The following is a 26,101-nucleotide window of genomic DNA, read 5'->3' as shown; positions in this document are numbered from 1 at the left end:
ACCATGGACTTCACCAAGACCCCCGGCTGGCTGGACTGGTACGCCGCTCCTTCCAAACCGCGTTTCCAAGTCCCGGCCGGCGCCGTCGACGCGCACTGCCATGTCTTCGGCCCCGGCGCGCAGTTCCCGTTCGCGCCGGAGCGCAAGTACACGCCCTGCGACGCCAGCAAGGAACAGTTGTTCGCACTGCGCGACCACCTCGGCTTTGCGCGCAACGTCATCGTGCAGGCGACCTGCCATGGCGCCGACAACAGCGCGCTGATCGACGCGCTGCAAAGCTCGGGCGGCAAGGCCCGCGGCGTTGTCACCATCAAGCGCGGCATCAGCGATGCCGAGCTGCAACGCATGCACGAGGCTGGCGTGCGCGGCGTGCGCTTCAACTTCGTCAAGCGGCTGGTGGACTTCACGCCCAAGGACGAGCTGCAGGAGATCGCCGCCCGCATCGCTAGGCTGGGCTGGCATGTCGTCATCTACTTCGAGGCGGCCGACCTGCCCGAGCTTTGGGACTTCTTCACCGCCCTGCCCACCACCGTCGTCGTCGACCACATGGGCCGGCCGGATGTGAGCAAACCAGTGGACGGCCCCGAGTTCGAACTCTTCCTGAAGTTCATGCGCGAGAACGACAACGTGTGGAGCAAGCTCAGCTGCCCCGAGCGCCTGTCCGTCACCGGCCCGCGCGCGTTGGACGGCGAGCAGAACGCCTATCGCGACGTCCTGCCCTTTGCCCGCCGCGTCATGGACGAGTTCCCTGACCGCGTGCTGTGGGGCACGGACTGGCCCCACCCCAACCTCAAGGACCACATGCCCGACGACGGCCTGCTGGTCGACTTCATCCCCCACATCGCCCCGACGCCTGAGCTACAACGCCGGCTGCTGGTGGACAACCCCATGCGCCTGTACTGGCCGGAGGAAAGCTGATGCCGCTCGACAAGTCCTACACCGACATCCCCGGCACCACCATCTTCGACGCCGAACAATCCCGCAAGGGCTACTGGCTGAACCAGTTCTGCATGTCGCTGATGAAGGCCGACAACCGCGCCCGCTTCAAGGCCGACGAGCGCGCCTATCTCGACGAGTGGCCGATGACCGATGCGCAGAAGGCGGCCGTGCTGGCGCGCGACCTGAACGAGTGCATCCGCCTGGGCGGCAACATCTATTTCCTGGCCAAGATCGGCGCGACCGACGGCAAGAGCTTCCAGCAGATGGCAGGCAGCATGACGGGCATGACCGAAGAGGAGTACCGCAACATGATGATCTCCGGCGGCCGCTCCGTGGAAGGCAACCGCCGCGTTGGCGAGGACGGCGACGCGCAGGCGCACCGCCAGCCGCAAGGCAAAGCAGGGAACAAATAACCGTGGCCCGCATCACCGCATCCGTCTACACCTCGCACGTGCCCGCCATCGGCGCGGCGCTGGACCTGGGCAAGACCACCGAGCCTTACTGGCAGCCCGTCTTTGCGGGCTATGAACCTTCCAAGCGCTGGTTCGACAACAACCGCCCGGATGTCGTCTTCCTGGTCTACAACGACCACGCGACGGCCTTCAGCCTCGACCTGATTCCCACCTTCGCCATCGGCACCGCGGCCCGCTTCGAGCCGGCCGACGAGGGCTGGGGCCCGCGCCCGGTGCCGACCGTCATCGGCCACCCGGAGCTGGCCGCGCACATCGCGCACAGCGTCATCCAGGACGACTTCGACCTGACCATCGCCAACAAGATGGACGTGGACCACGGCCTCACCGTGCCGCTGTCGCTGATGTGTGGCCAGCCCGACCCGGTCAAGGGCGCCTGGCCCTGCACCGTCATCCCGTTCGCGGTCAATGTCGTGCACTACCCGGTGCCGTCGGGGCGGCGCTGCTTCATGCTGGGCCAGGCCATCCGCCGCGCGGTCGAGTCGTTCGGGCCGGACCTGAATGTGCAGATCTGGGGCACCGGCGGCATGAGCCACCAGTTGCAAGGGCCGCGCGCCGGCCTCATCAACCGTGAGTGGGACAACCGCTTCCTGGACCGCCTGATCGCCGAGCCTGACGCCCTGTCACGTGTACCGCACGACGAGTACGTGCGCGAAGCCGGCTCGGAAGGCATCGAGCTCGTCATGTGGCTGATCGCCCGCGGCGCGATGGCCGACGTCAACGGTGGCTCGGCACCGCGCGTCGCGCATCGCTTCTATCACGTGCCTGCCTCGAACACGGCGGTCGGCCATCTGATTCTGGAGAACACATGACTCAACCAATTCGTGTTGCGCTGGCCGGCGCCGGCGCCTTCGGCATCAAGCACCTGGACGGCATCAAGAACATAGCCGGCGTCGAAGTCGTCTCGCTGATCAGCCGTGACCTGGACAAGACCCGCGAGGTGGCGAACAAATACGGCATCGGTCACGTCACCACCGACTTGGCCGATGCGCTGGCTCTGCCCGAAGTCGACGCCGTCATCCTCTGCACGCCCACGCAGATGCACGCCAGCCAGACCCTGGCCTGCCTGAAGGCGGGCAAGCATGTGCAGGTGGAGATCCCGCTGTGCGACGTGCTGGCCGATGGCGAGGAGGTCATCAGCATCGCGCAGAAGTCCGGCCTGGTCGCCATGTGCGGTCACACGCGGCGCTTCAACCCCAGCCACCAGTGGGTGCACAAGAAGATCACGGCCGGCGAGTTCAACGTCCAGCAGATGGACGTGCAGACCTACTTCTTCCGCCGCACCAACATGAATGCGCTCGGCCAGGCACGCAGCTGGACCGACCACCTGCTGTGGCACCACGCGGCGCACACGGTGGACCTGTTCGCATATCAGGTGCAGAGCCCGGTCGTGCAGGCCCATGCGCTGCAAGGCCCTATCCACCCAACGCTGGGCATTGCGATGGATATGAGCATCCAGCTCAAGGCCGCCAACGGCGCCATCTGCACGCTGAGCCTGTCCTTCAACAACGACGGCCCGCTGGGGACGTTCTTCCGCTACATCGGCGACACCGGCACCTACCTGGCGCGCTACGACGACCTGTTCGACGGCAAGGAGAACAAGATCGACGTGTCGGCGGTGGACGTGTCCATGAACGGCATCGAGCTGCAGGACCGCGAGTTCTTCGCCGCCATCCGCGAGGGCCGCGAACCCAACAGCAGCGTGGCGCAGGTGCTGCCCTGCTACCGCGTGCTGCACCAACTGGAACAACAACTCAACGCCGCCGCATGAAGACACGCCGCATCGGTCCCTTTCACGTCTCGGCCGTGGGGCTGGGCTGCATGAACCTGAGCCATGCCTACGGCACGCCGCCACCGCGGGACGTGGCCGCGGCCGTGCTGGACGGCGCGCTCAACGGCGGCATCACGCTGTTCGACACAGCGGCGCTCTACGGCTTCGGCGCCAACGAGGAACTGCTCGGCGGCCTGCTGGCACAGCACCGCGAGCGCATCGTGCTGACGAGCAAATGCGGCATGCAGGGCGTGGATGGCCAGCGCGTCATCGACGGCCGGCCAGACACCATCCGCGCCAGCGTCGAGGCCAGCCTGAAGCGGCTGCGCACCGACGTCATCGACGTGCTCTACCTGCACCGGCTGGACGCCAAGGTGCCGGTGGAGGACAGCGTCGGCGCGATGGCCGACCTGGTGCAGGCGGGCAAGGTTCGCGCGCTGGGCCTGTCCGAGGTCTCTGCCGCCACCTTGAAGCGCGCCCATGCGGTGCACCCGATTGCCGCGCTGCAGACCGAGTACTCGCTGTGGACTCGCAACGCCGAGATCGCCGTGTTGAAAGCCTGCCGTGAGCTGGGCACCGCCTTCGTCGCCTTCAGCCCGCTGGCGCGCGGCTTTCTCGGCGGCGAGCTGCGCGACATCAGCAAGCTGGAGCCCAGGGACATCCGCCGCGCCATGCCGCGCTTCTCGCCCGAGAACTACAGCGCCAACTTGCGCCTGCTGGACGCTTTCGAAGCAGAAGCGGCCCGGCTGGGCTGCGCGCCGGCCACGTTGGCGCTGGCCTGGTTGCTGCACCAGGGTGACGACATCGTCCCCATCCCCGGCACCTCGCGCCCCGATCACCTGGGCGACCTGCTCGCGGCGCCGCAGCTGGCGCTCGACGCCGCCACACTCGCCCGGCTCGACGCCCTGATCAACCGCCACACGGTCAGCGGCGCGCGCTACAGCGCCGCCACACAGGCCGAGATCGACACCGAGGAGTTTTGACAACCACGGCGGCCAGCAGGCCATGGTTATCCTGCGAACCCATGAGCCCGACCCGCGAGAAGTCCCCTCCCCTCGATCAGTCCCGCCTGGCCCACACGCTGGGCTACGCCATCGCGCGCGCGGCCGTCACCACCAACCAGCTGTTCAGCCAGGGCGTGGGCGAGCCGCTTGGCCTGCGGCCGGTGGAGTTCACGCTGCTGCAGCTGATCCTCTCGAATCGCAACACCACGCAGAAGCGCCTGTGCGACTTGCTGCGCGTGCCGGCACCGCAGATGACGCTCATCCTCGACCGCCTGCAGGAGCGCGGCTGGGTCGAGCGCGAACGCGACGCCAACGATCGCCGCGCGCTGCACCTGCGGCTCACGCCCGAAGGCGAGCGCCTGGCCGGGGAAAGCCTCGCGGCGCTGCAGGTCGCCGAGCAGGCGCTGGACCGTGTGCTGTCCAGCGGCGAGCGCCTTCTGCTGCAGGAGCTGCTCGCCAAGGTCGCCCGCTGAGCTGTCAGCTGAGCCGGTAGAGCCCGGCGCCATGCGACGGCAGCTGCTGGGCGAAGCGGCCCGATGCCGCATCGAGAGGCTTGCGCGCCCACAGATCGCGCACCTGGCGCACGCCGTCCAGACCCAGGTCCCGCAGCGCGATGCCGACCTCGCGGGCCTTGTCCGTCGGGTTGAACAGCGCGACGTAGCGGCCCTTGCCGTCGGCGGGCCGGGCTGACCAGATGCGCACGAAGTCCTCGACGAAATGCGGCCGGTTGTCGGCGCTCGCCTGGTCCACGGCCAGCACCTCGGGGTTGGTGAGTAACGCGAGCGTCGGCTCGTCCAGGTGGCGCAGATCGCCGCCCATGATCAACGGCGAGCGGGTGATGGCCCACAGCGTCATCAGCGTGCGCTGCTCATCGGCAGTGAACTTGGTATCGCGCTCACCCAGGGCCAGGCGGCCCAGCGGCAGCATGTCCGGGTCCGGCCAGGCGCCGGGCCGGCGCCAGGGGTTCCAGTTCTCCAGCCGCGTGAACTGGGCGTCCAGCGCATGCCAGTCGTCCCAGAAGTCGTCGGAGATGCGCCACATCTGCGCATGCTGGCGTACGTGCTCGGCGCGGCTCACGGGCGTCTCGCCGGGCGACAGGCTGAGCGCCATCGGCCGCTTCGTGCGCTGGATGGCACGGTGGGCGGCCTCGATCTCCGGCGCATGGGCGTCGTAGGGGCGGCTCATGTCGTCCATCTTGATGAAGTCCACGCCCCAGGAGGCGTAGAGCGCGAAGACGCTGTCGTAGTAGGCCTGCGCGCCGGGCTTGCGCATGTCCACGCCGTACATGTCGGGGTTCCACGTGCAGACGCTGGTGGTGTCGGCGATGTCAGCGGCGCAGTAGGTCGTGCCCAGGATGGGCAGGTTTCGCTTCACGGCCAGGCGCGGGATGCCGCGCATCAGGTGGATGCCGAACTTCAGCCCCATGGCATGGACATCCGCCGCCAGCGGCGCGAAGCCGCGGCCTTCGGCACTGGACGGGAACCGGTTCACGGCGGGGATCAGCCGGCCGTGACCGTCCATCGCCGGCTCGGGGTTGGCGCTGTAGCTGTAGCTCGACGCCGTGGGCTCGTACCACTGGATGTCGATGGTGAAGATGTTGTAGCCGGCCGGCAGCAGCTTGTCGGCCATGATGCGGGCCGTCTCGCGGGCCTGGGCTTCGTTGATGGTGGTGGCGAAGCTGTTCCAGCTGTTCCAACCCATCGGCGGCGTGGGGGCCAGCAGGCCTTTGGCCGGCGTTGCAGCGGTGGTGGCGGCCTGGGCGGGCAACGTGGACGCGGCGATGCCGGTGAGGCCGGCGCTGATCAAGCCCCTGCGATTCAATGCCATGGGATGTCTCTTGTCTCGTTTGTCGTGGCTGCCGGGTGTACGGCATTCCGCGACAACAATCCAATGGCGATTTCCTCTCAAGCCATGCCAGTTTCGATATGGCTTGGATCACCCCAGCAAGGCCTGCCGCAGCGCACTCGCCATCTGCCCCAGCGCCAGCCGCGCCGCCGGGACGGCGCCGGCCATGCTGATGAAGCCGTGCGCCAGGCCGTGGTACTCGATGACGGTGACGGCATTGCCAGCCGCGCCGAGCGCCTCGCCGTAGGCCATGCCCTCGTCACGCAGCGCGTCATGGGCCGCCAGCAGCAGCAGCGTGGGCGGCAGGCCGGCGAGGCTGGGCGCGAGCAGCGGCGCGCCGCGCCAGTCGGGCGCCTTGCCGGTGGCGCCAAAGTAGTGGCGGCTGAAATAGTCCATGGTCCGCTTCGTCAGCGTGGGGCCGGCAGCATGCTGCTCGCGCGACGGGTAGTCGCCGTCGTGGCCGCCGGCCGCCGGCGGATAGACGAGGAGCTGGAAGGCAATAGACGGCCCGCCCGCATCGCGCGCCAGCAAGGCGGCGCTGGCGGCCAGTGCGGCACCGGCGCTGTCGCCCATCACGGCCAGGCGGGTCGGGTCGCCGCCAAAGCTGCGGATGGCTTCGGCCACCCAGCCGAGTGCGGCGTAGCTGTCCTCGATGGCCGCCGGATAGGGATGCTCAGGTGCCAGGCGGTAGGCGGCGCTGACGATCATCGCGCCGCTGTCAGCGCAGAGCTGGCGGCAGACGGCGTCATAGCTTTCGAGATCGCCGAGCACGAAGCCGCCGCCGTGGAAGTACAGCGCCACGGGCAAGGCGCCAGCGGCGTTGCGGGGCTTGTAGATGCGCACGCGCACGTCCTGGCCGCCGAAGCGGGCCTCATGCGGCGTCACGTCGACGTCGGCGGGCGGCACGGTCGCCAACGTGCAGATCTGCCGGTACAGGCCGCGAGAGGCCTCGGGCGGCAGGTCGCAGAGGTCGGGGGCGCCGGCCGCCTGGGCGAGGACGTGTTGCAGATGCAGATCAAGCATGGAAGGTCTCCTTTGAGGGGGTGGATAAGTTCATCGACGCAGGCGCCCGTCGCGGCCACGCAGGCCGATCTCGACGTGCTCGGAGCCGCGGTGCTGGCGGGGGCCGAAGCGCACGCTGAAGCCGCCGAGGTCGAGCGCGGCCAGGTTCTCCAGCGCACTCGCCAGCCCAGGCCCGTCGACACGGTTGCCGGCGCGGCGCAGCGCCTCGACGCAGACGCGCAGATGCAGATAGGCCGCCAGGCCCTCCAGGCTGATGGCCTCGGGGCCAACGTGGCTTTCCGCATCGCGCTCGAACTCGCGCACCAGCGGCAGCTGCGAGATCTCGGGGTTGGGCACGACGCTGGTGAAGCCGATCAGCCGGTCACGCAGCAGCCGCGTCAGCTGCGTGAGCCCGGGCGACGACAGTGCCGCCACGGTGAGCGGCACCGCGGCGCGCCAGGCGGCCTCGTGCCGGGTCAGCAGGTCCAGCGACTCGGGGCCGAGATTGAGCACCAGGGCCTGCGGCGCAACGGCGGCCAGCTCGCGCAACGTGGCGGCGGGGTCGGCCTGCATCGCCAGAGGATGGGCGCGGATACCCGCCGCTTGCAGAGCCGCAGACAAGGCGCGCTCGCGGGCCGGTTCGTCGCCGTCGCCGAGCAGTGCGACCTGCTCGATGCCGATGGCCCGCAGTTGCCCCGCCAGGGCCTCGGCCTCGCGGCGGTCATCGGGCCGCAGGCTGAACACCATGGCCTGGGCCGGCTGGTGCAACGCGGCGGCGCCGGAGAACGGGCCGACCAGCGGCACGTTCAGCTCGCGTGCGAGGGCGGCGGTCTGCAGGCAGGCGCGCTCGCCCAGGCAGTTGACGAAGGCGACGGCATGATGCTCGCGGGCGAGCTTGCGCAGGTTGGCCGCGCGGCGCTGGGGGTCGCCGCCATCGTCCAGGGTCACCAACTCCAGCAAGCGTCCGCCGATGCCGCCGCCGGCATTGACGCGATCCACCAGCGCCTTGGCACCGGCCTGCACGCGATTGCTGATGGGGAAGGCGGCGCCGGTCAGCGGCAGCGACTGGCCCAGCACCAGCGGCGCCTGCTCGGCCGCCGATGCAACCGACAAACAAAATTCCAGCAGGAGGGGTGCCAGCAGCACCACCCAACGCTGGATCCACCGCCGTGCCATCTCAAGCGATCCTGGCGGGCTTCAGCAGCCAGTGCGCGAGCGCCGGCACCAGCACCAGCGCTCCCACCATGTTCCACACGAACATGAAGGCCAGCAGGATGCCCATGTCGGCCTGGAACTTGATCGGCGACAGCGCCCAGGTGCCCACGGCGAGCGCCAGCGTGACGCCGGTCAGCATCACCACGCGGCCGGTGAACTGCAGCGCGTGCAGGTAGGCCGCCGACAGGCTTTCGCCCGCGCGCAGCCGGGCCAGCATGACGCTGAGCACGTAGAGCGCGTAGTCCACGCCGATGCCCACGCCCAGCGCGATGACGGGCAGCGTGGCCACCTTGACGCCCATGCCCAGGCCCACCATCAGTGCCTCGCACAGGATGGAGGTCAGCACCAGCGGCAGCACGGCCACGACGACGGCCCGCCAGGAGCGGAAGGTCACCCAGCACAGCACGACGACGGCGCCGTAGACCCACCACAGCATCTGGTTCATCGCCTGCTTGACGACGATGTTGGTCGCCGCGGCGATGCCAGCCGAGCCGGCCGCGAGCATGAAGCGCTCGTCCTTCGTCGAGTTCTTGGCGATGAAGTCCTCGACCGTGGCGACGACGGTTCCCAGCGTCTCGGCCTTGTGGTCCTTCAGATAGACGTAGAGAGACAGGAAGGAGCAGCCCTGATTGAAGAGCTCACGCGGCGCGCGGGTCTGCACGCCACCCAGGGCGCTGTCGTTGGGGATCAGCTCGTACCACTTCAGCTGGCCCTCGTTGTAGCCCACCATCGCCAGCTTGGACAGCGCGGCCATGGAGTTGGTGGACTCGACGCCGGGGAGCTGCTCCAGCTGCCAGGCCAGCTGGTCGACCTTGGCCAAGGTGCCGTAGCGGGTGCACTGGTCTTCCGGCGTGGAGACCATGACGACGAGGATGTCGCTGGACGCGGCGTAGTGCTGGGTGACGTAGTCGTTGTCGCGGTTGTAGCGGGAGTCGGCGCGCAGCTCAGGCGCGCCGGGATCAAGGTCGCCAACGTGCAGCCGGGTGCTGACGGCATAGCCCGCCACGGCCAGCGCCGCAGCCGCGCCGAGGGCCACCAGCGCCGGGCCGCGCTGCGTGAAGCGGTCGAGCTGGCGCCACATCCAGGAGCTGCCGGCCTTGGGGTTGAACTCGGGGTCGTCACGCAGGCTGCGCTTCGCCGCCGCCGGGCTCACGCCCACATACGACAGCAGGATGGGCAGCAGCACGAGGTTGGTGAAGATCAGCACCGCCACGCCGATGCTGGCGACGAGGGCCAGGTCCTGGATGGCCTGGATCTTGATCAGGGCCAGCACCGCGAAGCCGACGGCGTCGCACAGCAGCGCCGTGAGGCCGGCGACGAAGAGGCGGCGGAAGGTGTAGCGCGCGGCGACCACGCGGTGGGTGCCGCGGCCCACGTCCTGCATGATGCCGTTCATCTTCTGCGCGCCATGGCTCATGCCGATGGCGAAGACGAGGAAGGGCACCAGCACCGAGTACGGGTCCAGCGCGTAGCCGAGCAAGGCCAGCAGGCCGAACTGCCAGACCACGGCGATGAGCGAGCAGGCAACCACCAGCGCCGTGCTGCGCACGCAGCGGGTGTAGCCCCACAGCACGCCAGCGCAGATGACCAGGGCCACGGCGAAGAACACCAGCACCTGCTGCAGGCCCTCGATCAGGTCACCCATGACCTTGGCGAAGCCGGTGACGTGCAGCGCGACGGCGTCGCTGTCGTACTTGCTGCGCAGCGCCTCGACCTGGCGGCCGAGTTCGCCGTAGTCCAGCGCCTGGCCGGTCTTGGGATTCACGTCGAGCAGCGGCACGAAGACGATGCTGGACTTGGCGTCACCGGCGACGATCTGGCCGATCTCGCCGGAGCGCTCGACGTTGGCGCGCACCTCGGCCAGCGCGGCGGGCGAGCCGTCGTAGCTGTCGCCCATGACGGTGTTGCCGTCCAGGCCCTCCTCGGTCACGGCGACCCAGCGCGTGTTGGCCGTCCACAGCGACTTCATGAAGGGCCGGTCCACGCCTGGCATCAGGTAGATCTCGTCGCTGATCTTCTGCAGCGTGTCGAGGTAGTGTTTGTCGTAGATCGTGCCCTTCCTGGCCTCGACGACGATGCGCAGCGCATTGCCCTGGCCGCCCAGGTCGCCCTTGTGCGCCAGGTAGTTGGCGATGTAAGGGTGTGACGTCGGGATGGTCTTCTCGAAGCTGGCGTTGAGCGTCAGCTTGAAGGCCTGCTGGCCCAGCCACAGCGTGGCCAGCAGGCACAGCAGCATCACCCAGGGCCGATGGTTGAAGAGCAGCCGCTCGGCCCAGGAGCCGGAGCGGGTGTCGAAGTCGTCGAGCTGGGTCACCACGGGTTGGGTGCCCAGCGTGTCGGTGGCGGCGTGCATCGTCGAGGTCAGGGAGTGGGTGACGCGCGGCGGGTGCCGCGCAGGCTGGCGATGACCCAGGCGCCGTCTGGTGCGGCGGCCAGGCCGGCGGCGGGCAAGGGTCCGGCGGGAGGCGGCTGGCGCGTAAACGTGCGGCCGTCGTCGGTGCTGGTGAAGAGCTCGCCGGTCTGGGTCAGCAGCGTCAGCCCGCCGCGCCGTTCGATGCCGGCCTGCAGGCTCAGCGGCGTGCCGAGCTCGACCTTGTCCCAGTTGGCGCCCGCATCACCGGAGCGGTAGACGCTGCCGCGCAGGCCGTAGGCCAGCAGCGTGCCGGAATGCGAGACCAGCAGGCCGAAGAAGCTGCCCTTGTAGGGCGAGGCCAGGGCCGTGAATGTGGCGCCGCCGTCGCTGGAGCGCAGCAGCAGGCCTTGTTCGCCGGCGATGAACCATTGCCCGTCGACGACGCGAACGCCGTAGAGATGCAGGCCGCGCGGGTTGGCGGCGCGGGTGGGCAGCGGCTGCCAGCTGGCGCCACCGTCACGCGTGACCATGGCCAGGCCATAGGCGCCGACGGCGATGGCCTGGCGGGCGTCTATGGCCTCAAGGTCGAACCAGGGCTTGTCGGCGCCCTCCTCCACCATGCGCTGCGCGGCGCGGCGGCCGGCGTCGTCGGTGGCTGCGGCCAACAGGGCCTGCGCGGCCTGCAGGCCGTCCAGCTGCTTGTGCCAGGTCTTGCCGCCATCGCTCGTCTTGAGGATGACGCCGAGATGCCCGGCGGCCCAGCCGTTGTTGGCATCGACGAAGCGCAGCGCCGTGAGGCCCGAGCGCACCGGCACCGCAGCCTGCTGCCAGGCCTTGCCGCCGTCATCCGACCACAGCACCGTGCCGCGTTCACCCGCTGCGACGAGCCGCCCACCCGCGCGGGCCACGGCCAGCGTCGCCGCGCCAAGCGCCTTCGGGCTGATGAGTGCCGGTTCAGCCAACGCGGCCGGCGCCGGTGCGGCAGCCTGGGCGGACACCGCACAGGCCAGCGCGAGGAACGCCAGCCTGCGCATCACCTGGCTCCTTCGTTGGCGAGCTCTTCAGGGCTGAAGAAGCTGCGCGGCAGCGGTGCGACGATCTTGTACTGGCTGGCCAGTTCGTTGCTGGCCATGTTCAGGTAGTAGGCGCCGGTCTGCAGGTCATAGCCGCCCCAGAACATGCTGCCGATGACGGCCGGGATGTCCGGCGCCAGCAGCGTCAGCGTGTAGTTGGTGCGCCAGAGCTCGCCCTTGGCGTCCCAGCCGTCGAACAGGATGATCTGCCAGCTGTCCTCGTCGATGTAGTACTTGCGCTTCGGGACCACATGGCGCTTGCCCTCGGCCAGCGTGGCCTCGACCTCCCAGACCCGGTGCAGCTCCCAGCGCACGACACTGGGGTTCAGCGTGTTGGGCGTGACGAGGTCCGCCACCTTGGCAGACGCCGCGCGGTTGTTGTTGTAGGGGATGAAGAGCTCGCGCTTGCCGACCAGCTTGAGGTTGTGCTTGTCGCTGGGGCCGAAGAGCATGAAGGCTTCGTCGAAGAGGCCGATGCCCGAGGTCACCGAGTCGGGCGTGTCGTAGGCCACCGACGGCGCCTTGCGCACGCGGCGCTGGCCCACCAGGTATTGCCACAGGCCGCGCGGGTTGCCGGCATTGAGGTTGTCGTGAGCGAGGATGGCCTCGCCCGCCTTGGAGCCGGGCTCGCTGACGACGAACTTGCCCAGGCCCGCATAGCCGTCGAACTTCTCCAGGCTGCCCTCAGGGTCGTAGAACTGCCTGCGAAAGCTCTGCGTGCCGCCGGAGGCCATCGCGCGCTTGCCGTCGGCCGTCACGACCCAGACTCGCACCGGCGCCTGCGCATAGGTGCCGACCCAGGCAAGGCGGTGGTTCTGGAACACCTCATAGCCGTCCTTCGGGATCGGGAACGGCGTGCCTCCATAGGCGCCTTCGGTGCCCTGGCCGTTGTCGACGAGCTTGGCGCGCGTGGCGTTCTTGAAGGTGTTGTCATAGACCCATTGCGGCGCGGCGGCCGTGCGGTGGCTGGGGTAGACGTCGATGCGGAAGTCGGGGTACTTCTTCATCAGCGCCTTGACGCCATCGCTGAGCTTGGCGTCGTACTGCGCCATGTTCTTGGCGTTGATGCTGTACAGCGGCTTCTCGGCGGCGAAGGGGTCGGGTCTTGCATCCCCGGGCTTGAAGCCGGCGGCCGCCTTGGTCAGGCCGCCGTCCCACGCGGGGATCGTGCCGTCCTTGTTGGCGGCGCGCTCGGCGCCCAGCGGGGTCAGCGTGGTCTTGAGCTTGGCGGCTTCGTCGGCCGACACGGCGGCGAGGGCCGGGCCGGCCAGCAGCAGGGCGGTGGCCAGCAATGTGGCCTTGAGATGAGTGCGGTTCATGTGAAGTGCTCCGTGGGGCTTCAGAAGGTGCGCGAGACGGTGAAGCTGACGTTGGCGCGGTCGCGCAGCGACTGGCCGAACGTGAGCTGGCGCGGCGAGCCGCTGCCGGCCACCAGGGTCTCGGTGAAGGTCTTGGCGGTGCCGAAGAAGTCGCTGTAGGTCAGCGCGAAGTTCCAGTCGTTCTGGTACTTGCCCTTCAGGCCGATGCTGTAGTCGCCCGCGCTGGAGGCGCCGCCCGCGAAGTTGGCGATGGACGAAGACCGGCCGCCAAAGTTGTAGCCCAGGCCGATGGGCACGGACAGGTCCAGCCCCGCCAGCACCTGGAAGTACTGCGGCTCGAACAGCATGCGGAAGGCAAAGGCACCCTTGGTGGTGTTCGGGTCCAGGCCGCCAATGCCCATGCTGGCGCCGGTCGGCGTCGCGAAGATGTCCTTCGTGATGCTGAGCCGGTGGTTGTAGGCCAGCTCGGCCACCACCGCGCCGCCCTGCCACAGCGCGCCGGGTTGCAGCACGTAGATGCCCGAGGCTTGCAGATGGGCCGTGCGGCCGACGGCGAAGCAGGGGTTGGCGCTGCCGCCGCAGGCCAGCACGGGGCCCAGGCCCAGCACGGCGGGGTCGCTGTTCAGCGGCGCGTTCCAGCGCACCGAGCCTTCGACGGCCCAGTTCAGCTGGCCCACCGACGACGTGACGCTGGCGCCGACCGTCTTGATGTTGTCGCCATAGGCCAGGTGCACGTTGCCGTTGACGAAGTCGAACACCGGCACGGCGGGCGTCTTGTCGTGGTACTGCGCCGCGTAGAGGCCGAACTCGTAGTCGCCGCCCGTCGGGCTGAGGCGCAGCTGAACGCCGCCCTGCCCCGAGTTGCGCGGCTTGAGGTCCTTGCTCTTGTCGTAGCTCAGCAGGATGGGCGCGCCCTGCGGCGTCAGGCCGAAGTTGACGGTGCCCGTGCCGACGTAGTCCTGGTTGGAGAAGAAGCTGCCGACGCCCGGGATCTTGCTCGGCCGCCACTTGAGCTGGTAGTAGGCGCCCAGCGAGACGCCTTCGGCGATCTGCAGCGAGCCCGACACCTGCTCGACCGGCAGCAGCACTTCCTTGAACTGCCAGCCGGGCACGGAGACGATCTTGGCGACGTCGACCGGCCCTTGCGCGTTGGCAATGCCGTTCTGGCCGAAGAACAGGCTCTCGCCCCACTGCAGCGTGTGGCGGCCGATGCGCACCGTGCTCTTCATGCCGCCGACCTCGCCCTTCACGTAGACGAAGGCGTCGAGGAACTCGCCGCTCTGGCCATGCTGGCGGCGGGTGTCGGGCAGGAAGTCGTTGGCGGCCTGGCCGCCAAAGGTGTTGGACGTCGGGATGACGGGGCCGAGGGCATTGCCGCCGGCATACAGCGCGGTGCCGGCATAGCTGTTCTGGCGCAGATAGACCGAGTCGCGCCAGGCGTTGCCGCTCACTCGGGCACCCCAGCCGGGGCCGGCGAGGTCGATCTCGGCCAGCAGGTCGAAACGGTTGGAGATCTGGCCGCGCTTGAAGTTGTGGTCGCCGTCGTCTTCATTGACGGTGCCGGGGTCGACGGCCACGTCCAGCCGCGTCAGCGCGTCGGACGGGTTCTTCAGCCGCACGGCGGTGCTGTACTTGGGCGTCAAGTCCAGGCGCAGCTTGTAGTCGCTGCTGGGCAGCTCGATGTCGAAGGCGTGGGAAGCGGTGGGCAGGGCGAGCGCTGCCGCTACCGCCAGCGCATGGCGGGTATGTCTTGTCATGTTGTCTCCGGTGTTGTAGAAATCTCGGGCTCACCGGCCCGTGCGGTTATTCAGAGTGACGTCGAGGTCAGCCCGCCCTCCACGGGCAGGCCCGCTCGTTGCTGGCGACACGGCGCGGTTTCCAGCAGGAACAGCGACGCGATGGCCCCGCAGACGAAGCCTGCGAGGGCAACGTGCAGCGTGGCGGGCAGGCCGTGGTGCTGAGCCACATAACCCGCGAGCACCGGTGCCAGCCCGCCGCCGAAGATCTCGCCCGCGCCCGACACGAAGCCGACCGACGAAGCGATGAGTCCGGCGGGAGCCGCCTCGGTGGCGATGGGGCCCGAGAGCAGGCCAAGCAGGCCCAGCGCGCACACCGACAGGCCGAACAGCAGGATGAACAACATCTGCGGGTTGGCGCCTGTGTGCGCGAAGGCATACAGCAGCACGGCCGAGCCAACGAAGGCGCTGATCGCAACAGGCTTGCGGCCGACGCGGTCCGACAGGGCCGACAGGCCGAAGGAACCGGCAAAGCCGCCGAAGCCAATGGCCGAGACGATGAAGCCCATCTCCTGCGTGCTCAGCTTGAGCACATGCTCCAGGTAGATCGGCACCATCGCGCTGATGACGAAGATGCCGGCCATGGCGCACAGCACGGCCAGCATGGCCACCACCACGTTGCGCGAGCGGAAAAGCGTGCTCCAGCGCGGCGCCGGGGCTGCGGAAGTGCGCACTGCCGGCGCATCGCTGCGCAGGGTGCGTGCGATCAGCACCGCCACGGCCAGCCCCGGCAGCGCCGACACCATGAACACCCAGTGCCATGACGGCAGCACCTGCAGCAGCTGCGTGGCAATGATGGGCGCGAAGCCCAGGCCGAGCAGCGAGAACATGCTCAGTTGCAGCCCCTGGTTGAGGCCGCGCCGTGCGGGCAGCGAGGCTTCGCCGGTGGCGGCAATGCTGGCCGGCGTGAACGCGCCTTCGGCCACGCCCATCACGGCACGGATCAACATCAGGCTGGCGAAGCCGCTGGCCAGGCCCGACAGGCCCGACAGCAGCGAGAACGCCACCATCGTCGTCACCAGGATCCGCTTGCGACCGATGCTGTCCGACAGCCTTCCCATGAGGATGGACCACGCCCCCCAGGTGAGGCTGAGGACACCGATCAACGTGCCCAGTTGCTGGTAGTCCAGCCCCAGGTCTTTCATGATGTGCGGGAACAGCGGCGCAATCATCCAGCGGTCCAGCCCGACCAGGCCGAAGCCCAGTCCCATCAGCACGAGCGTCTTGCGCTCGTAGCCCGTGTCGTGCGGGGCGTGTTGCATGTGTGTCTCCTCGGTGCGCGGGAAGATCAGTAGTAGGTGGAGGCCAGGCCGCCGTCGACGGGCAGGTTGACGCCGCTGACCCAGCGCGACTCGTCGGCGCACAGGAAGGCCACCACCGGCGCGACCTCGTCGGCCAGCGCGGGGCGCTTGATGCGGTGCGAGTCCTTCTGCACGCGCTCCTCGCCGAGCATCTGCACGAAGTCGCCGAGGATGGGCGTCAGCACCGGGCCGGGCGCGACGCAGTTCATGCGCACGCCGCTGCCCAGGAACCATTTCTGCGACTGGGTCAGGGTCCAGACGATCAGCGCTTCCTTGAAGTACTGGTAGCAGGTCTCCTGCGGCACTGGCTTCTTCGCGAGGAAGGCCAGGCCTGCCTCGAAGTTCGGCGTCTCGGCCAGGGCCTTGTGGATGTCGAGGCGCGCCGGCCACTCTGCGCCCAGGATGGAGGCGATGTTGACGATGGCGCCGCCCTGGGGCAGGCGCTCCATCGCGCGGGTGCAGAGGTGGCGCAGGCCGAGGTAGTTGACGCGGGCCACCAGGTCCACCGGCGCGGTGCCGGGCACGCCGGCGATGTTGCACAGCGCGTCGAAACGCTCGGGCAGCTGCTTGAAGGCGGCGTCGACGGCGGCCTGCTCGGACAGGTCGGCCTTGACGAAGCCGTCCAGCGTCAGCAGCGGCTCGTTGCGGTCCACGCCGATGACGCGGGCGCCCTTGAGGCGCAGGAAGCGCGCCGTCTCGGCGCCGATGCCGGAGCTGACGCCGGTGATGACGATGGTTTTGCCTTGGAAGTTCATGGCTTGTCTCCTGAGGGTTTGTTTTCGCGTCAGAACGGGAATTGAGGAGGCGTGTCTTTCACGGTCAGCCACTGCCAGGTGCTGAACTGCTCCCAGTCGCCGGGCCCGCCGTGCGAGTTGCCGTTGCCGGCGATGCCGGGGCCGCCGAAGGGGTTGACCGCGTCGTCATTGACCGTCTGGTCGTTGATGTGGACCATGCCGGCGCGCAGCTGGTTGCCCACCGCCAGGGCGCGGCCCACCGACTTGGAGATCACGCCCGCCGCCAGGCCGCCATGGCCGGTGTTGGCCAGCGCCACGGCCTCCTCGTCGGTCTTGAAGGTGACGAGATTGACGACCGGGCCGAAGGTCTCGTCGTCGAAGGCCGGCATGCCGGGCTTGACGCCGGCCAGCACCGTGGGCTTGTAGAAGAGGCGGTCGTAGCTGCCACCGGCCAGCAGCTGGGCGCCGGCCTTGACGCTGGCCTGCACGGCGGCATGCACGCGGTCGCGCTGGCGCTCGTCGATCAGCGGCCCAAGGGCAACCTGGCCGGTCGCGCCGTCGCCCACGGGCAGGTGCTGGGCCTTGGCGACGAGGCGCTCGGTGATGGCCGGGGCGATGGACTCATGCACCAGCACGCGGTTGCTGGCCATGCAGATCTGGCCCTGGTGCAGCCAGGCGCCCCAGGCGATGTTGCTGGCGGCGAGGTCGAGGTCGGCGTCGTCGAACACGATGAGGGCATTGCTGCCACCGAGTTCAAGTGAGACCTTTTTCAGGTGCCGGCCCGCCAGCTCGCCGATGCGCCGACCCACGCCGGCCGAGCCGGTGAAGGAGATCATCGCGACGGCCGGGTCGGTCACCAGCGCCTCGCCCACGTCGGCACCGCCGGGCAGCACATGCAGCAGGCCGGCGGGCAGGCCGGCGGCCTCGAAGACCTGGGCGATCATGAAACCGCCGCTGACCGGCGTGCGCGGATCGGGCTTGATGATGACGGCGTTGCCTGCGGCCAGCGCCGGGGCGACGACGCGCAGCGTCAGGATGAGCGGGAAGTTGAACGGCGAGATGACGCCCACGACACCCAGCGGCACGCGCCGGGCGATGGACATGCGGCCCGGCGTGCTGGGCAAGACCTGGCCCTGCGACTGCAGCGGCATGGCGGCGGCGATCTGGCAGAAGGCAATGGCCTCGCGGAGTTCGTGCTGGCCCTTGGGCAGGATGGCGCCACTCTCGCGGGTGACGAAGAGCGCCAGCTCGTCGAAGTGCTGCTGGAACAGCTGGGCGGCGCGCAGGAACACGGCAGCGCGCTCGCGCGGCGGCAGCGCAGCCCAGGCGGCTTGGGCGGCGGTGGCAGCAGCGGTGGCGGGCGCCACGTCGGCGGCCACGGCGCGGCCGGTGCGGGCCAGCACGGCGCCCGTCGCGGGCTCGATCAGGTCGGCGGCCTGGGACGCGGCGCGCCAGCCGCTGCTGTACAGGTGTTCACGCCACAGCGTGGGGTCGAGTAGGGGCTGAGGGGTCATGGCGGGGCTGCTGAGGTGGGTTGCGAAAAGCGCGAACTCGGTGCTCGCTTGCCCACTTGCAGTGCAACGCGTGTGCCACGCCGTGCCAGCGCGCCGCGCCACCGAGGTGCACCACTGCGCCACGACAGATCGTTTTCAGAGTGAAAACATCGACCTCCCTCGGGACTTTCCCTGGCCCCGGAAAAAATGCACCAAACGCGGGTTATCCCCCGACATTGATATTTATCAAATGAAAACAATTCGAGGGAGTGACAAGCCGCCGACCTGCTCAATTCATCACCTCATGACCAAGCTACCTCGCATCTCCCTGGCCGAAGTGGCCCGCCAGACCGGCACCATGCTGAAGCGGGGCGACAGCAAGCACTTCGTCGAGGACCAGGCGCCGACGATGGGCGACCTGACCGAGTCGCTGTTCTTCTCGCCCGGCGATGGCCGCATCTGGCTGAACGACCAGCGCATGCTGTTGCTGCACAGCTCCTCCGTCGGTCACCTGCGCCGCGAGCTGATCGACACCCTCGGCATGGAGCGAGCGCGCGGCCTGCTGACGCGGGCCGGCTATGTGTCCGGCGCCCGCGACGCCCAGCTCGTGCGCGAGCGCTGGCCCAATGCCGACGCGGCCAACGTCTTCATGGCCGGCACGCGGCTGCATGCACTCGAAGGCGTGGTCAAGGTGACGCCGCTCGCCTTCGACTTCGACATCCACCGCGGCACCTACGAGGGCGAGTTCCTGTGGGAGCACTCCAGCGAAGACGATGAGCACATCAGCGCCTACGGTGTCGGCACCGAGGCCGCCTGCTGGTCGCAGGTGGGCTATGCCACCGGCTACGTGACCAGCCTGTTCGGCCAGCTCGTGATCTTTCGCGAGATCGAGTGCCGTTCGATGGGCGCCAGCGCCTGCCGCGTGATCGGCCGCCACGCTGCGGCCTGGGGTGACATCAGCGAAGACCTGCGCTATCTCGAAGCCAAGGAATTCCATCGCCTGAACGCCGCCGAGTCCGCGCCCGCCGAGGCGCCGGCGGCCGCCACTCCCGCAGGCTCGGATGAACGGCCCAGCGCCGAGCGCCACGACATCGTCGGCGCGTCGTCGGCCTTCACGTCCGCCTGCCATCAACTGGCCCGCGTGGCCGGCACGCGCGCCACGGTGCTGTTCACCGGCGAGTCGGGTGTCGGCAAGGAGGCCTTCGCGCACCGGCTGCACCGCATCAGCGCGCGCGCCGCCCAGCCCTTCGTGGCCGTGAACTGCGCCGCCATTCCCGAGACGCTGATCGAGAGCGAGCTCTTCGGCGTCGAGCGCGGCGCGTTCACCGGCGCCAGCCAGTCACGCCCGGGGCGCTTCGAGCGGGCGGACGGCGGCACGCTGTTCCTCGACGAGATCGCCACGCTCAGCCTGGTCAGCCAGGGGAAGCTTTTGCGCGCGCTGCAGGAGGGCGAGGTCGAACGGGTGGGTGGCACGCGCACGTTGCAACTGGACGTGCGCGTCGTCGCCGCAACCAACGTGGACCTGCAGGCCGAGGTGCGCGCCGGGCGCTTCCGCGAGGATCTTTTCTACCGCCTGAACGTCTACCCCATCCACCTGCCGCCGCTGCGCGAGCGGCGCGACGACATCCCGCTGCTGATGACGCATTTCCTGCGTCGCGAAGCGCAACGCCACGGTCGCCACCCGACCGGCTTCACGCCACGCGCCGTGCGGGCCATGCTGCACTACGCCTTCCCGGGCAACATCCGCGAGCTGCAGAACCTGGTGGAGCGCGGCGTCATCTCGGCCGAGGACGACCAGGCCATCGACGTGGCCCACATGTTCCGCCGCGAGCAGCTCAGCGACGAGGCGCTGCTGACCATCGGCGCCCATGGCACCTTGCAGAAAGCCGCTGCGCCGCCGCCGCGCCTGCTCGACCTGCTCGGCGAGGCCCTGCAAACCGGCGGGGCCGGCCATGTCGAGCTGGACGCCATCGAGCGCCAGCTGCTGCAGGAAGCCACCGAGGCCGAGAACGGCAACCTGGCTGCGGCTGCCCGTCGGCTGGGCATCACGCGGGCGCAACTGGCCTATCGGCTGCAACGCGCCGCCCAGCCGCCTTCACCTGGTTGAAGTGCGCAGATCAGTTGTTTTAACAAATCAATTGCCAGCACCGCGACGAGTGAAGACTCGGCCCGCCGCGAGCGAACGGCTGCACTTATAAGGTTGATCTCGTCGATTCAAGGATCAAGTTGTCGGTGCAAACCCTAGATGCAGTCCTGATGATTTAGTTAATACTGTTAATCATCAACAGCCTCGAAGCTGGCCTGCGCCAGCCGCACCCATGTCCGACTTCTCCGCCCGATTCGACGACCACTGGCTGCTCGGTGGCGCGCGCACGCCCTGGGTCGATTACTGCGGCGCGCTCGCCGAGATCTCACCCATCGACCTCGGCATCAAGGCGGCCCGCGCGGCGCTGGAGCGCACCGGCGTGCCGGGCAGCGCCATCGACTCGGTGGTCACGGCCTCCATGGCCCAGGCGTCCTTCGATGCCTTTGTGCTGCCGCGCCACATCGGCCTGTATGCCGGCGTGCCTATCGAGGTGCCGGCCATCGGGGTGCAGCGCATCTGCGGCAGCGGCTTCGAGATCATTCGCCAGGCGGCCGACCAGATCACGCTGGGCTACGCCAGCCTGGCCCTCGTCGTCGGCGCGGAGTCGATGTCGCGCAACCCCATCTGCGCCTACACGCATCGCGGCGGCTTCAAGCTCGGCGCACCGGTCGAGTTCAAGGACTTCCTCTGGGAGGCCCTCGACGACCCCGCCGCCAAGGTCTCGATGATCCAGACGGCCGAGAACCTGGCCAAGAAGTACGGCATCACCCGCACCGAAGTCGACGCCTACGCCGCCGCCTCTTTCGAGCGCGCGCTGCGTGCCCAGGCCGACGGCTTCTTCACCGATGAGATCGCGCCGGTGACCAGCGAGCGCTTCGAGCTGGATGGCTACGAAGCGCGCGGCATCAAGCTGCCACGCAAGGTGGCCGCGGCGGACCGTGACACCCATCCCCGCCCCTCGTCGCCCGAAGCGCTGGCGGCCCTGCGCACGGTTTACGAAGGCGGCGTGCAGACAGCCGGCAACTCAGCGGCCCTGGTCGACGGCGCGGCGGCCGTCGTCGTGGCCTCGGGCGCGCAGGTGCGTGACCGCGGGCTGAAGCCGCTCGCCCGGCTGCGCGGCGCGGCGGCAGCCGGCGTGCCGCCGGAGATCATGGGCATTGGCCCGGCACCGGCCATCCGCGCGCTGTTGAAGCGCTGCGAGCTGAAGCTGTCGGACATCGACCTCTTCGAGATCAACGAGGCCCAGGGCGCCCAGACCCTGGCCTGCGTGAAGGAGCTCGGCCTGGACCTGACCAAGCTCAACGTCAACGGCGGCTCCATCGCCCTTGGCCACCCGCTCGCCGCCACCGGCGTGCGCCTCACCCTCACCGCTGCCCGCGAGCTGCAGCGCCGTGGCGGCCGCTACGCCGTCGTCTCCGCCTGCGTCGGCGGCGGCCAGGGCATGGCCTTGCTCATCGAGAACACACAAGCATGAAGATCATCACTGCCGACCAGGTCGGCCCCCTCGTCAAAGACGGCGCCACCCTCTTCCTCGGCGGCCTGGCCATGATGGGCCTGGCCGAAGAGGCGTTGCAGGGACTGGAGCGCCACTTCCTGGCCACCGGCCATCCGCGCCAGCTCACCACCTGGGCCTGCGGCGCCATCGGCAACGCCGGCAGTGGCGGCATGGCCCACCTGGCCCACGCGGGCATGGTCAAGCGCGTCGTCGCCGGGCACTTCGGGCAGACCGGCAAGGCCATGATGGCCATGGTGCATGCCGGCGAGGTCGAGGCCTACAACTTCCCGCAGGGCTCGCTGTCCAGCCTCACGCGCCACATCGCCAGCCGCTCGCCGGGCCTGCTGACCAAGGTGGGCCTGGGCACCTTCGTGGACCCACGACTGGAGGGCGGCAAGCTCAACACCGCCGCGCAGGAAGACCTGGTGCGCCTGGTCGAATTCGAGGGCGAGGAATGGCTCTTCCATCCCTCGCCGCGCATCGACGTCGCCTTCATCCGTGCCACCTACGCCGACGAGCGCGGCAACCTCAGCATGGACAAGGAAGGCGTGCTGCTGGAGCAGCTGTCCATCGCCCAGGCCGCGCGCGCCTGCGGCGGCATCGTCATCGCGCAGGTCGAGGCCGTGGTGGCCGCCGGCAGCCTGCATCCCAAGAGCGTCAAGGTGCCGGGCCTGGTGGTGGACTACGTCGTCGTCGCCAAGCCCGAGAACCATCTGCAGACCATCACGACGGCCTTCAACCCGGCCTTCAGCGGCGATGTGCGCGTGCCGCTGGGCAGCATGCCGGCCATGCCGCTGGACGAGCGCAAGGTCATCGCCCGCCGTGCCGCCATGGAGCTGCAGCCGGGTGCCGTCACCAACCTGGGCATCGGCATCCCGGCCGGCGTCCCTTCGGTGGCCGCCGAGGAGGGCGTGTCCGACCTGCTCAACCTCAGCGTGGAGTGCGGCGTCAACGGCGGCGTGCCGGCCCAAGGCGGCGACTTCGGCATGGCCTACAACCCCGAATCCATCATCGAACAGTCCTCGCAGTTCGACTTCTACGACGGCGGCGGGCTGGACTGCAGCTTCCTCGGCCTGGCCCAGACTGACCGCCACGGCAACGTCAACGTCAGCAAGTTCAACGGCCGGCCCGTCGGCTGCGGCGGCTTCATCAACATCACGGCCTCCACGCCGCGCCTCGTGTTCTGCGGCAGCTTCACCGCTGGCGGAGTGGACCTCGCCGTGGCCGATGGCCAGCTGCACATCCGCCAGGAAGGCCGCGCGCGCAAGTTCGTCGAGCAGGTCGAGCAGATCACCTTCAACGGCCGCGATGCCGCACGGCGTGGCCAGGAGGTGCTGTTCGTCACCGAGCGCGCCGTGTTCGCGCTGCGCCCTGAAGGCCTGGAGCTGACCGAGATCGCACCCGGCATCGACCTCGAGCGCGATGTGCTGGCCCACATGGAATTCCGCCCGCTGATGCGCGACGTGAAGACCATGGACGCCGGCCTCTTCCGCGACAACTGGGGCGGCCTGGCCGCCGCTCTCTCCAAGCAGACCCACGCATGAACGCCGCCACCGACTTCCTCCCCGCCAGCGGCCTGCTGGCCCAGCTCGACCTGCTGCGCATCGAGCATGCCGGCGCCGTCACGCACCTGTGCCTGAACCGCCCGGCCAAGCGCAACGCCATCAACGAAGAGCTGATGCGCCAGCTGCACACCGCCCTGCTCAACCTGCCGGTGTCGACCAAGGCCCTGGTCATCAGCGGCGAGGGCAGCCACTTCTGCGCCGGCCTGGACCTGTCGGACCTCAGCGAGCGCAGCGTCGCCGAGGGCGTGCTGCATTCGCGCGGCTGGCATGTCGTCATGGATGCCATCCAGTTCTGCCGCGCGCCGGTCGTCGCTGCGGTGCATGGCGCCGTGGTGGGTGGTGGGCTGGAGTTGGCGGCCGCCGCGCACATCCGCGTGGCCGACGAGACCGCCTACTTCGGCCTGCCCGAAGGCCAGCGCGGCATCTTCGTCGGCGGCGGCGGCTCGGCCCGCATCCCGCGCCTGGCCGGCGTGGCCTGCATGACCGACATGATGCTGACCGGCCGCGTGCTGGACGCCAACGAAGGCGAGCGGCGCGGCCTGGTGCAGTACGTCGTGCCGGCCGGCCAGGCTGTTGCCAAGGCCATCGAACTGGCCGGGCGCATCGCGCAGAACGCGCCGCTGTCCAACTTCGCCGTGACGCAGGCGCTGCCGCGCATTGCCGACCTGTCGCAGGCCGACGGCCTCTTCATGGAGTCGCTGATGGCGGCCATCGCCCAGGGCGACGACGTGGCCAAGCAGCGCCTGCAGGACTTCCTGCAGAAGCGCACGCCCAAGGTCGTCAAGTCATGAAGCCGCGCTACCGCCCGGTCGCCATCGGTGGCTGCCTGGACAACGCCAGCGTCGAGCACCGCACCGACGGCGGCTTCGTGCTGCGCTCAACCGAGCCGCTGGCGGCCTACCCGGGACATATGGGCGAGCGTCTGTTGCACTGGGCACAGGTGGCGCCGGACCGGCTGCTGGCGGCCCAACGCGAGGCGAACGGCGGCTGGCGCTGCATCAGCTACGCCGAGATGGTCGAGCGGGCACGCTCCCTCGGCCAGGCCTTGCTGGACCGGGGCCTGGGCGTCGAAAAACCCCTGGTCATCCTGTCCGACAACGACCTGGAGCACCTCAGCCTGATGCTGGGCGCCATGTGGGCCGGCATCCCCAGCGTCAGCATCTCGCCGGCCTATTCGCTGGTCTCGACCGACCACGGCCGCCTGCGCCACATCCTCGCCAAGGCCACGCCGGGCGCGGTCTACGCGGCGGACGCGGGCTATGCCCGCGCAATCGAGGCCACGGTCACGGCGGACACCCGCGTCATCCTCGGCGAGGGCCGGCTCGAAGGCCGGGCCACCGAGCGCTTTGCCGACCTGCTCGACACGCCACCCGGCCCCACGCTCGACGCCGCCCACGCGCAGATCGGCCCCGACACCATCGCCAAGCTGATGTTCACCTCGGGCTCGACCAAGGCACCCAAGGGCGTGGTCATGACCCAGCGCATGTGGTGCGCCAACCAGCAGATGACGCTGCAGGCCATGCCCTTCCTGGCCGAGCAGCCGCCCGTGGTGCTGGACTGGCTGCCGTGGAACCACACCTTCGGCGGCAACCACAACCTGGGGCTGGTGCTCTACAACGGCGGCAGCCTCTACATCGACGAGGGCCGGCCCGTGCCGGGCCGTTTCGAGGCCACGCTGCGCAACCTGCGCGAGGTGGCGCCGACGATCTTCTTCAACGTGCCCAAGGGCTTCGACGAACTCATCTCGGCGCTGCAGGCCGACACCGCGCTGCGCGACCACTTCTTCAGCCGGCTGCAGCTCGTGGAATGCGGTGGCGCGGGACTGTCGCCGAAGACGCTGGACGCCTTCAACCAGTTGGCCGAAGCCGCCATCGGCGAGCGCATCCGCATCGCGGCGGGCCTGGGCATGACCGAGACCGCACCCACATGCACCTTCGCCATCCCTGAGGAGGCCCGCGCCGGCTTCATCGGCTGGCCCGTGCCCGGTGTCGACGTGAAGCTCGTCCCCATGGGCGACAAGGCCGAGGTGCGCTTTCGCGGCCCCAATGTCATGCCCGGCTATTGGCGCGAGCCCGAGCTGACGCAGGAAGCCTTCGACGATGAGGGCTACTACTGCACCGGCGACGCCGCCCGGCCCTGCGACCCCACCGACCCCACGCAGGGCCTGATGTTCGACGGCCGCATCGCCGAGGACTTCAAGCTCTCCACCGGCACCTTCGTCAGCGTCGGCCCGCTGCGCGCCCGCGTCATCGCACTGGGCTTCCCCTGCGTGCATGACGCCGTCGTCACGGGCCTCGGGCGCGATGAGATCGGCCTGCTGATCGTGCCGCGCGTGAACGAAGCCCGCCGCCTGGCCGAGCTGCCCGACAGCGCCCCTACCGCCGACGTGCTGAACCACTCGACCGTGCGTGCCTTCTTCGAGTCGCTGGCCAACCAGCTCTGGGCTCAAGGCACCGGCAGCGCCACCCGCCCGGCCCGGCTGCTGCTGCTGGCCGAGCCGCCGTCCATCGACGGTGGCGAGATCACCGACAAGGGCTCGATCAACCAGCGCGCCGTGCTGAGCCGCCGCGCGGCCCTGGTCGAACTGCTGCACGAGGCCCCCGTTGGCCACCCCGACGTCATCACCCCGCACCGCTGAAC

General features: G+C 69.2%; 21 protein-coding genes. 11 read left to right on the top strand and 10 right to left on the bottom strand.

Annotated elements, in window-relative coordinates; all coding sequences use genetic code 11:
- Positions 1-3: 3 nt before the first annotated feature.
- Genes AC1DW0_RS00170 through AC1DW0_RS00145 form a run of 6 tightly spaced genes read left to right on the top strand, consistent with a single transcriptional unit; the run spans position 4 to position 4,657 of the window.
- A complete protein-coding gene (locus AC1DW0_RS00170) occupies positions 4-918 on the top strand; it encodes an amidohydrolase family protein (protein ID WP_477856602.1) in 915 nt (304 codons plus the stop codon).
- On the top strand, positions 918-1,352 hold the full coding sequence (gene ligA, locus AC1DW0_RS00165; RefSeq protein ID WP_056197434.1) for a protocatechuate 4,5-dioxygenase subunit alpha: 435 nt from the start codon (positions 918-920) through the stop codon (positions 1,350-1,352). Before AC1DW0_RS00170 ends, ligA begins: the two co-directional genes overlap by 1 nt.
- 2 nt (positions 1,353-1,354) lie before the next feature.
- Entirely contained in the window at positions 1,355-2,221 is an 867-nt protein-coding gene (locus AC1DW0_RS00160) for a class III extradiol dioxygenase subunit beta (RefSeq protein ID WP_477944339.1), read from the top strand.
- Positions 2,218-3,180, top strand: a complete 963-nt coding sequence (locus AC1DW0_RS00155; RefSeq protein ID WP_477944337.1) for a Gfo/Idh/MocA family oxidoreductase — start codon at positions 2,218-2,220, stop codon at positions 3,178-3,180. The genes AC1DW0_RS00160 and AC1DW0_RS00155 overlap by 4 nt, the downstream gene beginning before the upstream one ends.
- Complete coding sequence (locus AC1DW0_RS00150) at positions 3,177-4,163, top strand: aldo/keto reductase (protein WP_477944335.1); 987 nt, start codon at positions 3,177-3,179, stop codon at positions 4,161-4,163. Before AC1DW0_RS00155 ends, AC1DW0_RS00150 begins: the two co-directional genes overlap by 4 nt.
- Positions 4,164-4,204: 41 nt before the next feature.
- On the top strand, positions 4,205-4,657 hold the full coding sequence (locus AC1DW0_RS00145) for a MarR family winged helix-turn-helix transcriptional regulator (RefSeq protein ID WP_477944333.1): 453 nt from the start codon (positions 4,205-4,207) through the stop codon (positions 4,655-4,657).
- A gap of 4 nt (positions 4,658-4,661) precedes the next feature.
- Here the strand turns inward: AC1DW0_RS00145 and AC1DW0_RS00140 are convergent, their stop codons facing one another.
- The 10 genes from AC1DW0_RS00140 to AC1DW0_RS00095 form a co-directional block, all read right to left on the bottom strand.
- Complete coding sequence (locus tag AC1DW0_RS00140; protein WP_477944331.1) at positions 4,662-6,011, bottom strand: glycoside hydrolase family 27 protein; 1,350 nt, start codon at positions 6,009-6,011, stop codon at positions 4,662-4,664.
- Between the two features lie 108 nt (positions 6,012-6,119).
- Positions 6,120-7,052 carry an alpha/beta hydrolase gene (locus tag AC1DW0_RS00135; protein WP_477944329.1) on the bottom strand — a complete coding sequence of 311 codons (933 nt, stop codon included), beginning with the start codon at positions 7,050-7,052 and terminating at the stop codon, positions 6,120-6,122.
- Between the two features lie 30 nt (positions 7,053-7,082).
- Complete coding sequence (locus AC1DW0_RS00130; protein WP_477944327.1) at positions 7,083-8,207, bottom strand: ABC transporter substrate-binding protein; 1,125 nt, start codon at positions 8,205-8,207, stop codon at positions 7,083-7,085.
- Between the two features lies 1 nt (position 8,208).
- On the bottom strand, positions 8,209-10,599 hold the full coding sequence (locus AC1DW0_RS00125) for an efflux RND transporter permease subunit (RefSeq protein WP_477944325.1): 2,391 nt from the start codon (positions 10,597-10,599) through the stop codon (positions 8,209-8,211).
- Between the two features lie 8 nt (positions 10,600-10,607).
- Complete coding sequence (locus AC1DW0_RS00120; RefSeq protein ID WP_477944323.1) at positions 10,608-11,633, bottom strand: WD40/YVTN/BNR-like repeat-containing protein; 1,026 nt, start codon at positions 11,631-11,633, stop codon at positions 10,608-10,610.
- Entirely contained in the window at positions 11,633-12,991 is a 1,359-nt protein-coding gene (locus AC1DW0_RS00115) for a DUF1329 domain-containing protein (RefSeq protein ID WP_477944321.1), read from the bottom strand. The genes AC1DW0_RS00120 and AC1DW0_RS00115 overlap by 1 nt, the downstream gene beginning before the upstream one ends.
- A 20-nt stretch (positions 12,992-13,011) precedes the next feature.
- Positions 13,012-14,748, bottom strand: coding sequence for a DUF1302 domain-containing protein (locus AC1DW0_RS00110; protein ID WP_477944319.1), 1,737 nt, complete (start codon positions 14,746-14,748; stop codon positions 13,012-13,014).
- 50 nt (positions 14,749-14,798) lie between these two features.
- Complete coding sequence (locus AC1DW0_RS00105; protein ID WP_477944317.1) at positions 14,799-16,049, bottom strand: MFS transporter; 1,251 nt, start codon at positions 16,047-16,049, stop codon at positions 14,799-14,801.
- A gap of 26 nt (positions 16,050-16,075) precedes the next feature.
- Positions 16,076-16,843, bottom strand: a complete 768-nt coding sequence (locus tag AC1DW0_RS00100; protein WP_477944315.1) for a coniferyl-alcohol dehydrogenase — start codon at positions 16,841-16,843, stop codon at positions 16,076-16,078.
- 29 nt (positions 16,844-16,872) lie between these two features.
- Positions 16,873-18,336, bottom strand: a complete 1,464-nt coding sequence (locus AC1DW0_RS00095) for a benzaldehyde dehydrogenase (RefSeq protein WP_477944314.1) — start codon at positions 18,334-18,336, stop codon at positions 16,873-16,875.
- A 283-nt stretch (positions 18,337-18,619) separates the two neighbouring features.
- On the opposite strand from AC1DW0_RS00095, the gene AC1DW0_RS00090 reads away from it, so the two are divergent.
- The 5 genes from AC1DW0_RS00090 to AC1DW0_RS00070 all read left to right on the top strand — a co-directional run bounded on the left by AC1DW0_RS00090 (position 18,620) and on the right by AC1DW0_RS00070 (position 26,099).
- The gene (locus AC1DW0_RS00090) at positions 18,620-20,422 is read left to right on the top strand and encodes a sigma-54-dependent Fis family transcriptional regulator (RefSeq protein WP_056197466.1); all 1,803 of its coding nucleotides are present in this window, start codon (positions 18,620-18,622) and stop codon (positions 20,420-20,422) included.
- A 211-nt stretch (positions 20,423-20,633) separates the two neighbouring features.
- Positions 20,634-21,875 carry a thiolase family protein gene (locus AC1DW0_RS00085; protein WP_477944311.1) on the top strand — a complete coding sequence of 414 codons (1,242 nt, stop codon included), beginning with the start codon at positions 20,634-20,636 and terminating at the stop codon, positions 21,873-21,875.
- Positions 21,872-23,440: an acyl CoA:acetate/3-ketoacid CoA transferase gene (locus tag AC1DW0_RS00080; RefSeq protein ID WP_477944309.1), complete on the top strand. Its 1,569-nt coding sequence runs from the start codon at positions 21,872-21,874 to the stop codon at positions 23,438-23,440. Before AC1DW0_RS00085 ends, AC1DW0_RS00080 begins: the two co-directional genes overlap by 4 nt.
- The gene (locus tag AC1DW0_RS00075) at positions 23,437-24,252 is read left to right on the top strand and encodes a crotonase/enoyl-CoA hydratase family protein (RefSeq protein ID WP_457354750.1); all 816 of its coding nucleotides are present in this window, start codon (positions 23,437-23,439) and stop codon (positions 24,250-24,252) included. Before AC1DW0_RS00080 ends, AC1DW0_RS00075 begins: the two co-directional genes overlap by 4 nt.
- Positions 24,249-26,099 carry a feruloyl-CoA synthase gene (locus tag AC1DW0_RS00070; protein ID WP_477944307.1) on the top strand — a complete coding sequence of 617 codons (1,851 nt, stop codon included), beginning with the start codon at positions 24,249-24,251 and terminating at the stop codon, positions 26,097-26,099. Before AC1DW0_RS00075 ends, AC1DW0_RS00070 begins: the two co-directional genes overlap by 4 nt.
- Positions 26,100-26,101: the final 2 nt, after the last annotated feature.

This window comes from Roseateles sp. P4_D2 (assembly GCF_056401875.1).
Note: the sequence above shows the minus strand (reverse complement) of the source record. Positions and strands in the feature narration are given on the sequence as shown.

Excerpts from the sequence above, each read along its gene's own strand:
- AC1DW0_RS00135 (WP_477944329.1), bottom strand. The coding sequence starts at position 7,052 with ATGCTTGATCTGCATCTGCAACACGTCCTCGCCCAGGCGGCCGGCGCC.
- AC1DW0_RS00075 (WP_457354750.1), top strand. The coding sequence starts at position 23,437 with ATGAACGCCGCCACCGACTTCCTCCCCGCCAGCGGCCTGCTGGCCCAG.
- AC1DW0_RS00140 (WP_477944331.1), bottom strand. The coding sequence starts at position 6,011 with ATGGCATTGAATCGCAGGGGCTTGATCAGCGCCGGCCTCACCGGCATC.
- AC1DW0_RS00080 (WP_477944309.1), top strand. The coding sequence starts at position 21,872 with ATGAAGATCATCACTGCCGACCAGGTCGGCCCCCTCGTCAAAGACGGC.
- ligA (WP_056197434.1), top strand. The coding sequence starts at position 918 with ATGCCGCTCGACAAGTCCTACACCGACATCCCCGGCACCACCATCTTC.
- AC1DW0_RS00150 (WP_477944335.1), top strand. The coding sequence starts at position 3,177 with ATGAAGACACGCCGCATCGGTCCCTTTCACGTCTCGGCCGTGGGGCTG.
- AC1DW0_RS00100 (WP_477944315.1), bottom strand. The coding sequence starts at position 16,843 with ATGAACTTCCAAGGCAAAACCATCGTCATCACCGGCGTCAGCTCCGGC.
- AC1DW0_RS00145 (WP_477944333.1), top strand. The coding sequence starts at position 4,205 with ATGAGCCCGACCCGCGAGAAGTCCCCTCCCCTCGATCAGTCCCGCCTG.
- AC1DW0_RS00115 (WP_477944321.1), bottom strand. The coding sequence starts at position 12,991 with ATGAACCGCACTCATCTCAAGGCCACATTGCTGGCCACCGCCCTGCTG.
- AC1DW0_RS00155 (WP_477944337.1), top strand. The coding sequence starts at position 2,218 with ATGACTCAACCAATTCGTGTTGCGCTGGCCGGCGCCGGCGCCTTCGGC.
- AC1DW0_RS00095 (WP_477944314.1), bottom strand. The coding sequence starts at position 18,336 with ATGACCCCTCAGCCCCTACTCGACCCCACGCTGTGGCGTGAACACCTG.
- AC1DW0_RS00105 (WP_477944317.1), bottom strand. The coding sequence starts at position 16,049 with ATGCAACACGCCCCGCACGACACGGGCTACGAGCGCAAGACGCTCGTG.
- AC1DW0_RS00110 (WP_477944319.1), bottom strand. The coding sequence starts at position 14,748 with ATGACAAGACATACCCGCCATGCGCTGGCGGTAGCGGCAGCGCTCGCC.
- AC1DW0_RS00125 (WP_477944325.1), bottom strand. The coding sequence starts at position 10,599 with ATGCACGCCGCCACCGACACGCTGGGCACCCAACCCGTGGTGACCCAG.
- AC1DW0_RS00090 (WP_056197466.1), top strand. The coding sequence starts at position 18,620 with ATGACCAAGCTACCTCGCATCTCCCTGGCCGAAGTGGCCCGCCAGACC.
- AC1DW0_RS00130 (WP_477944327.1), bottom strand. The coding sequence starts at position 8,207 with ATGGCACGGCGGTGGATCCAGCGTTGGGTGGTGCTGCTGGCACCCCTC.
- AC1DW0_RS00170 (WP_477856602.1), top strand. The coding sequence starts at position 4 with ATGGACTTCACCAAGACCCCCGGCTGGCTGGACTGGTACGCCGCTCCT.
- AC1DW0_RS00085 (WP_477944311.1), top strand. The coding sequence starts at position 20,634 with ATGTCCGACTTCTCCGCCCGATTCGACGACCACTGGCTGCTCGGTGGC.
- AC1DW0_RS00070 (WP_477944307.1), top strand. The coding sequence starts at position 24,249 with ATGAAGCCGCGCTACCGCCCGGTCGCCATCGGTGGCTGCCTGGACAAC.
- AC1DW0_RS00120 (WP_477944323.1), bottom strand. The coding sequence starts at position 11,633 with ATGCGCAGGCTGGCGTTCCTCGCGCTGGCCTGTGCGGTGTCCGCCCAG.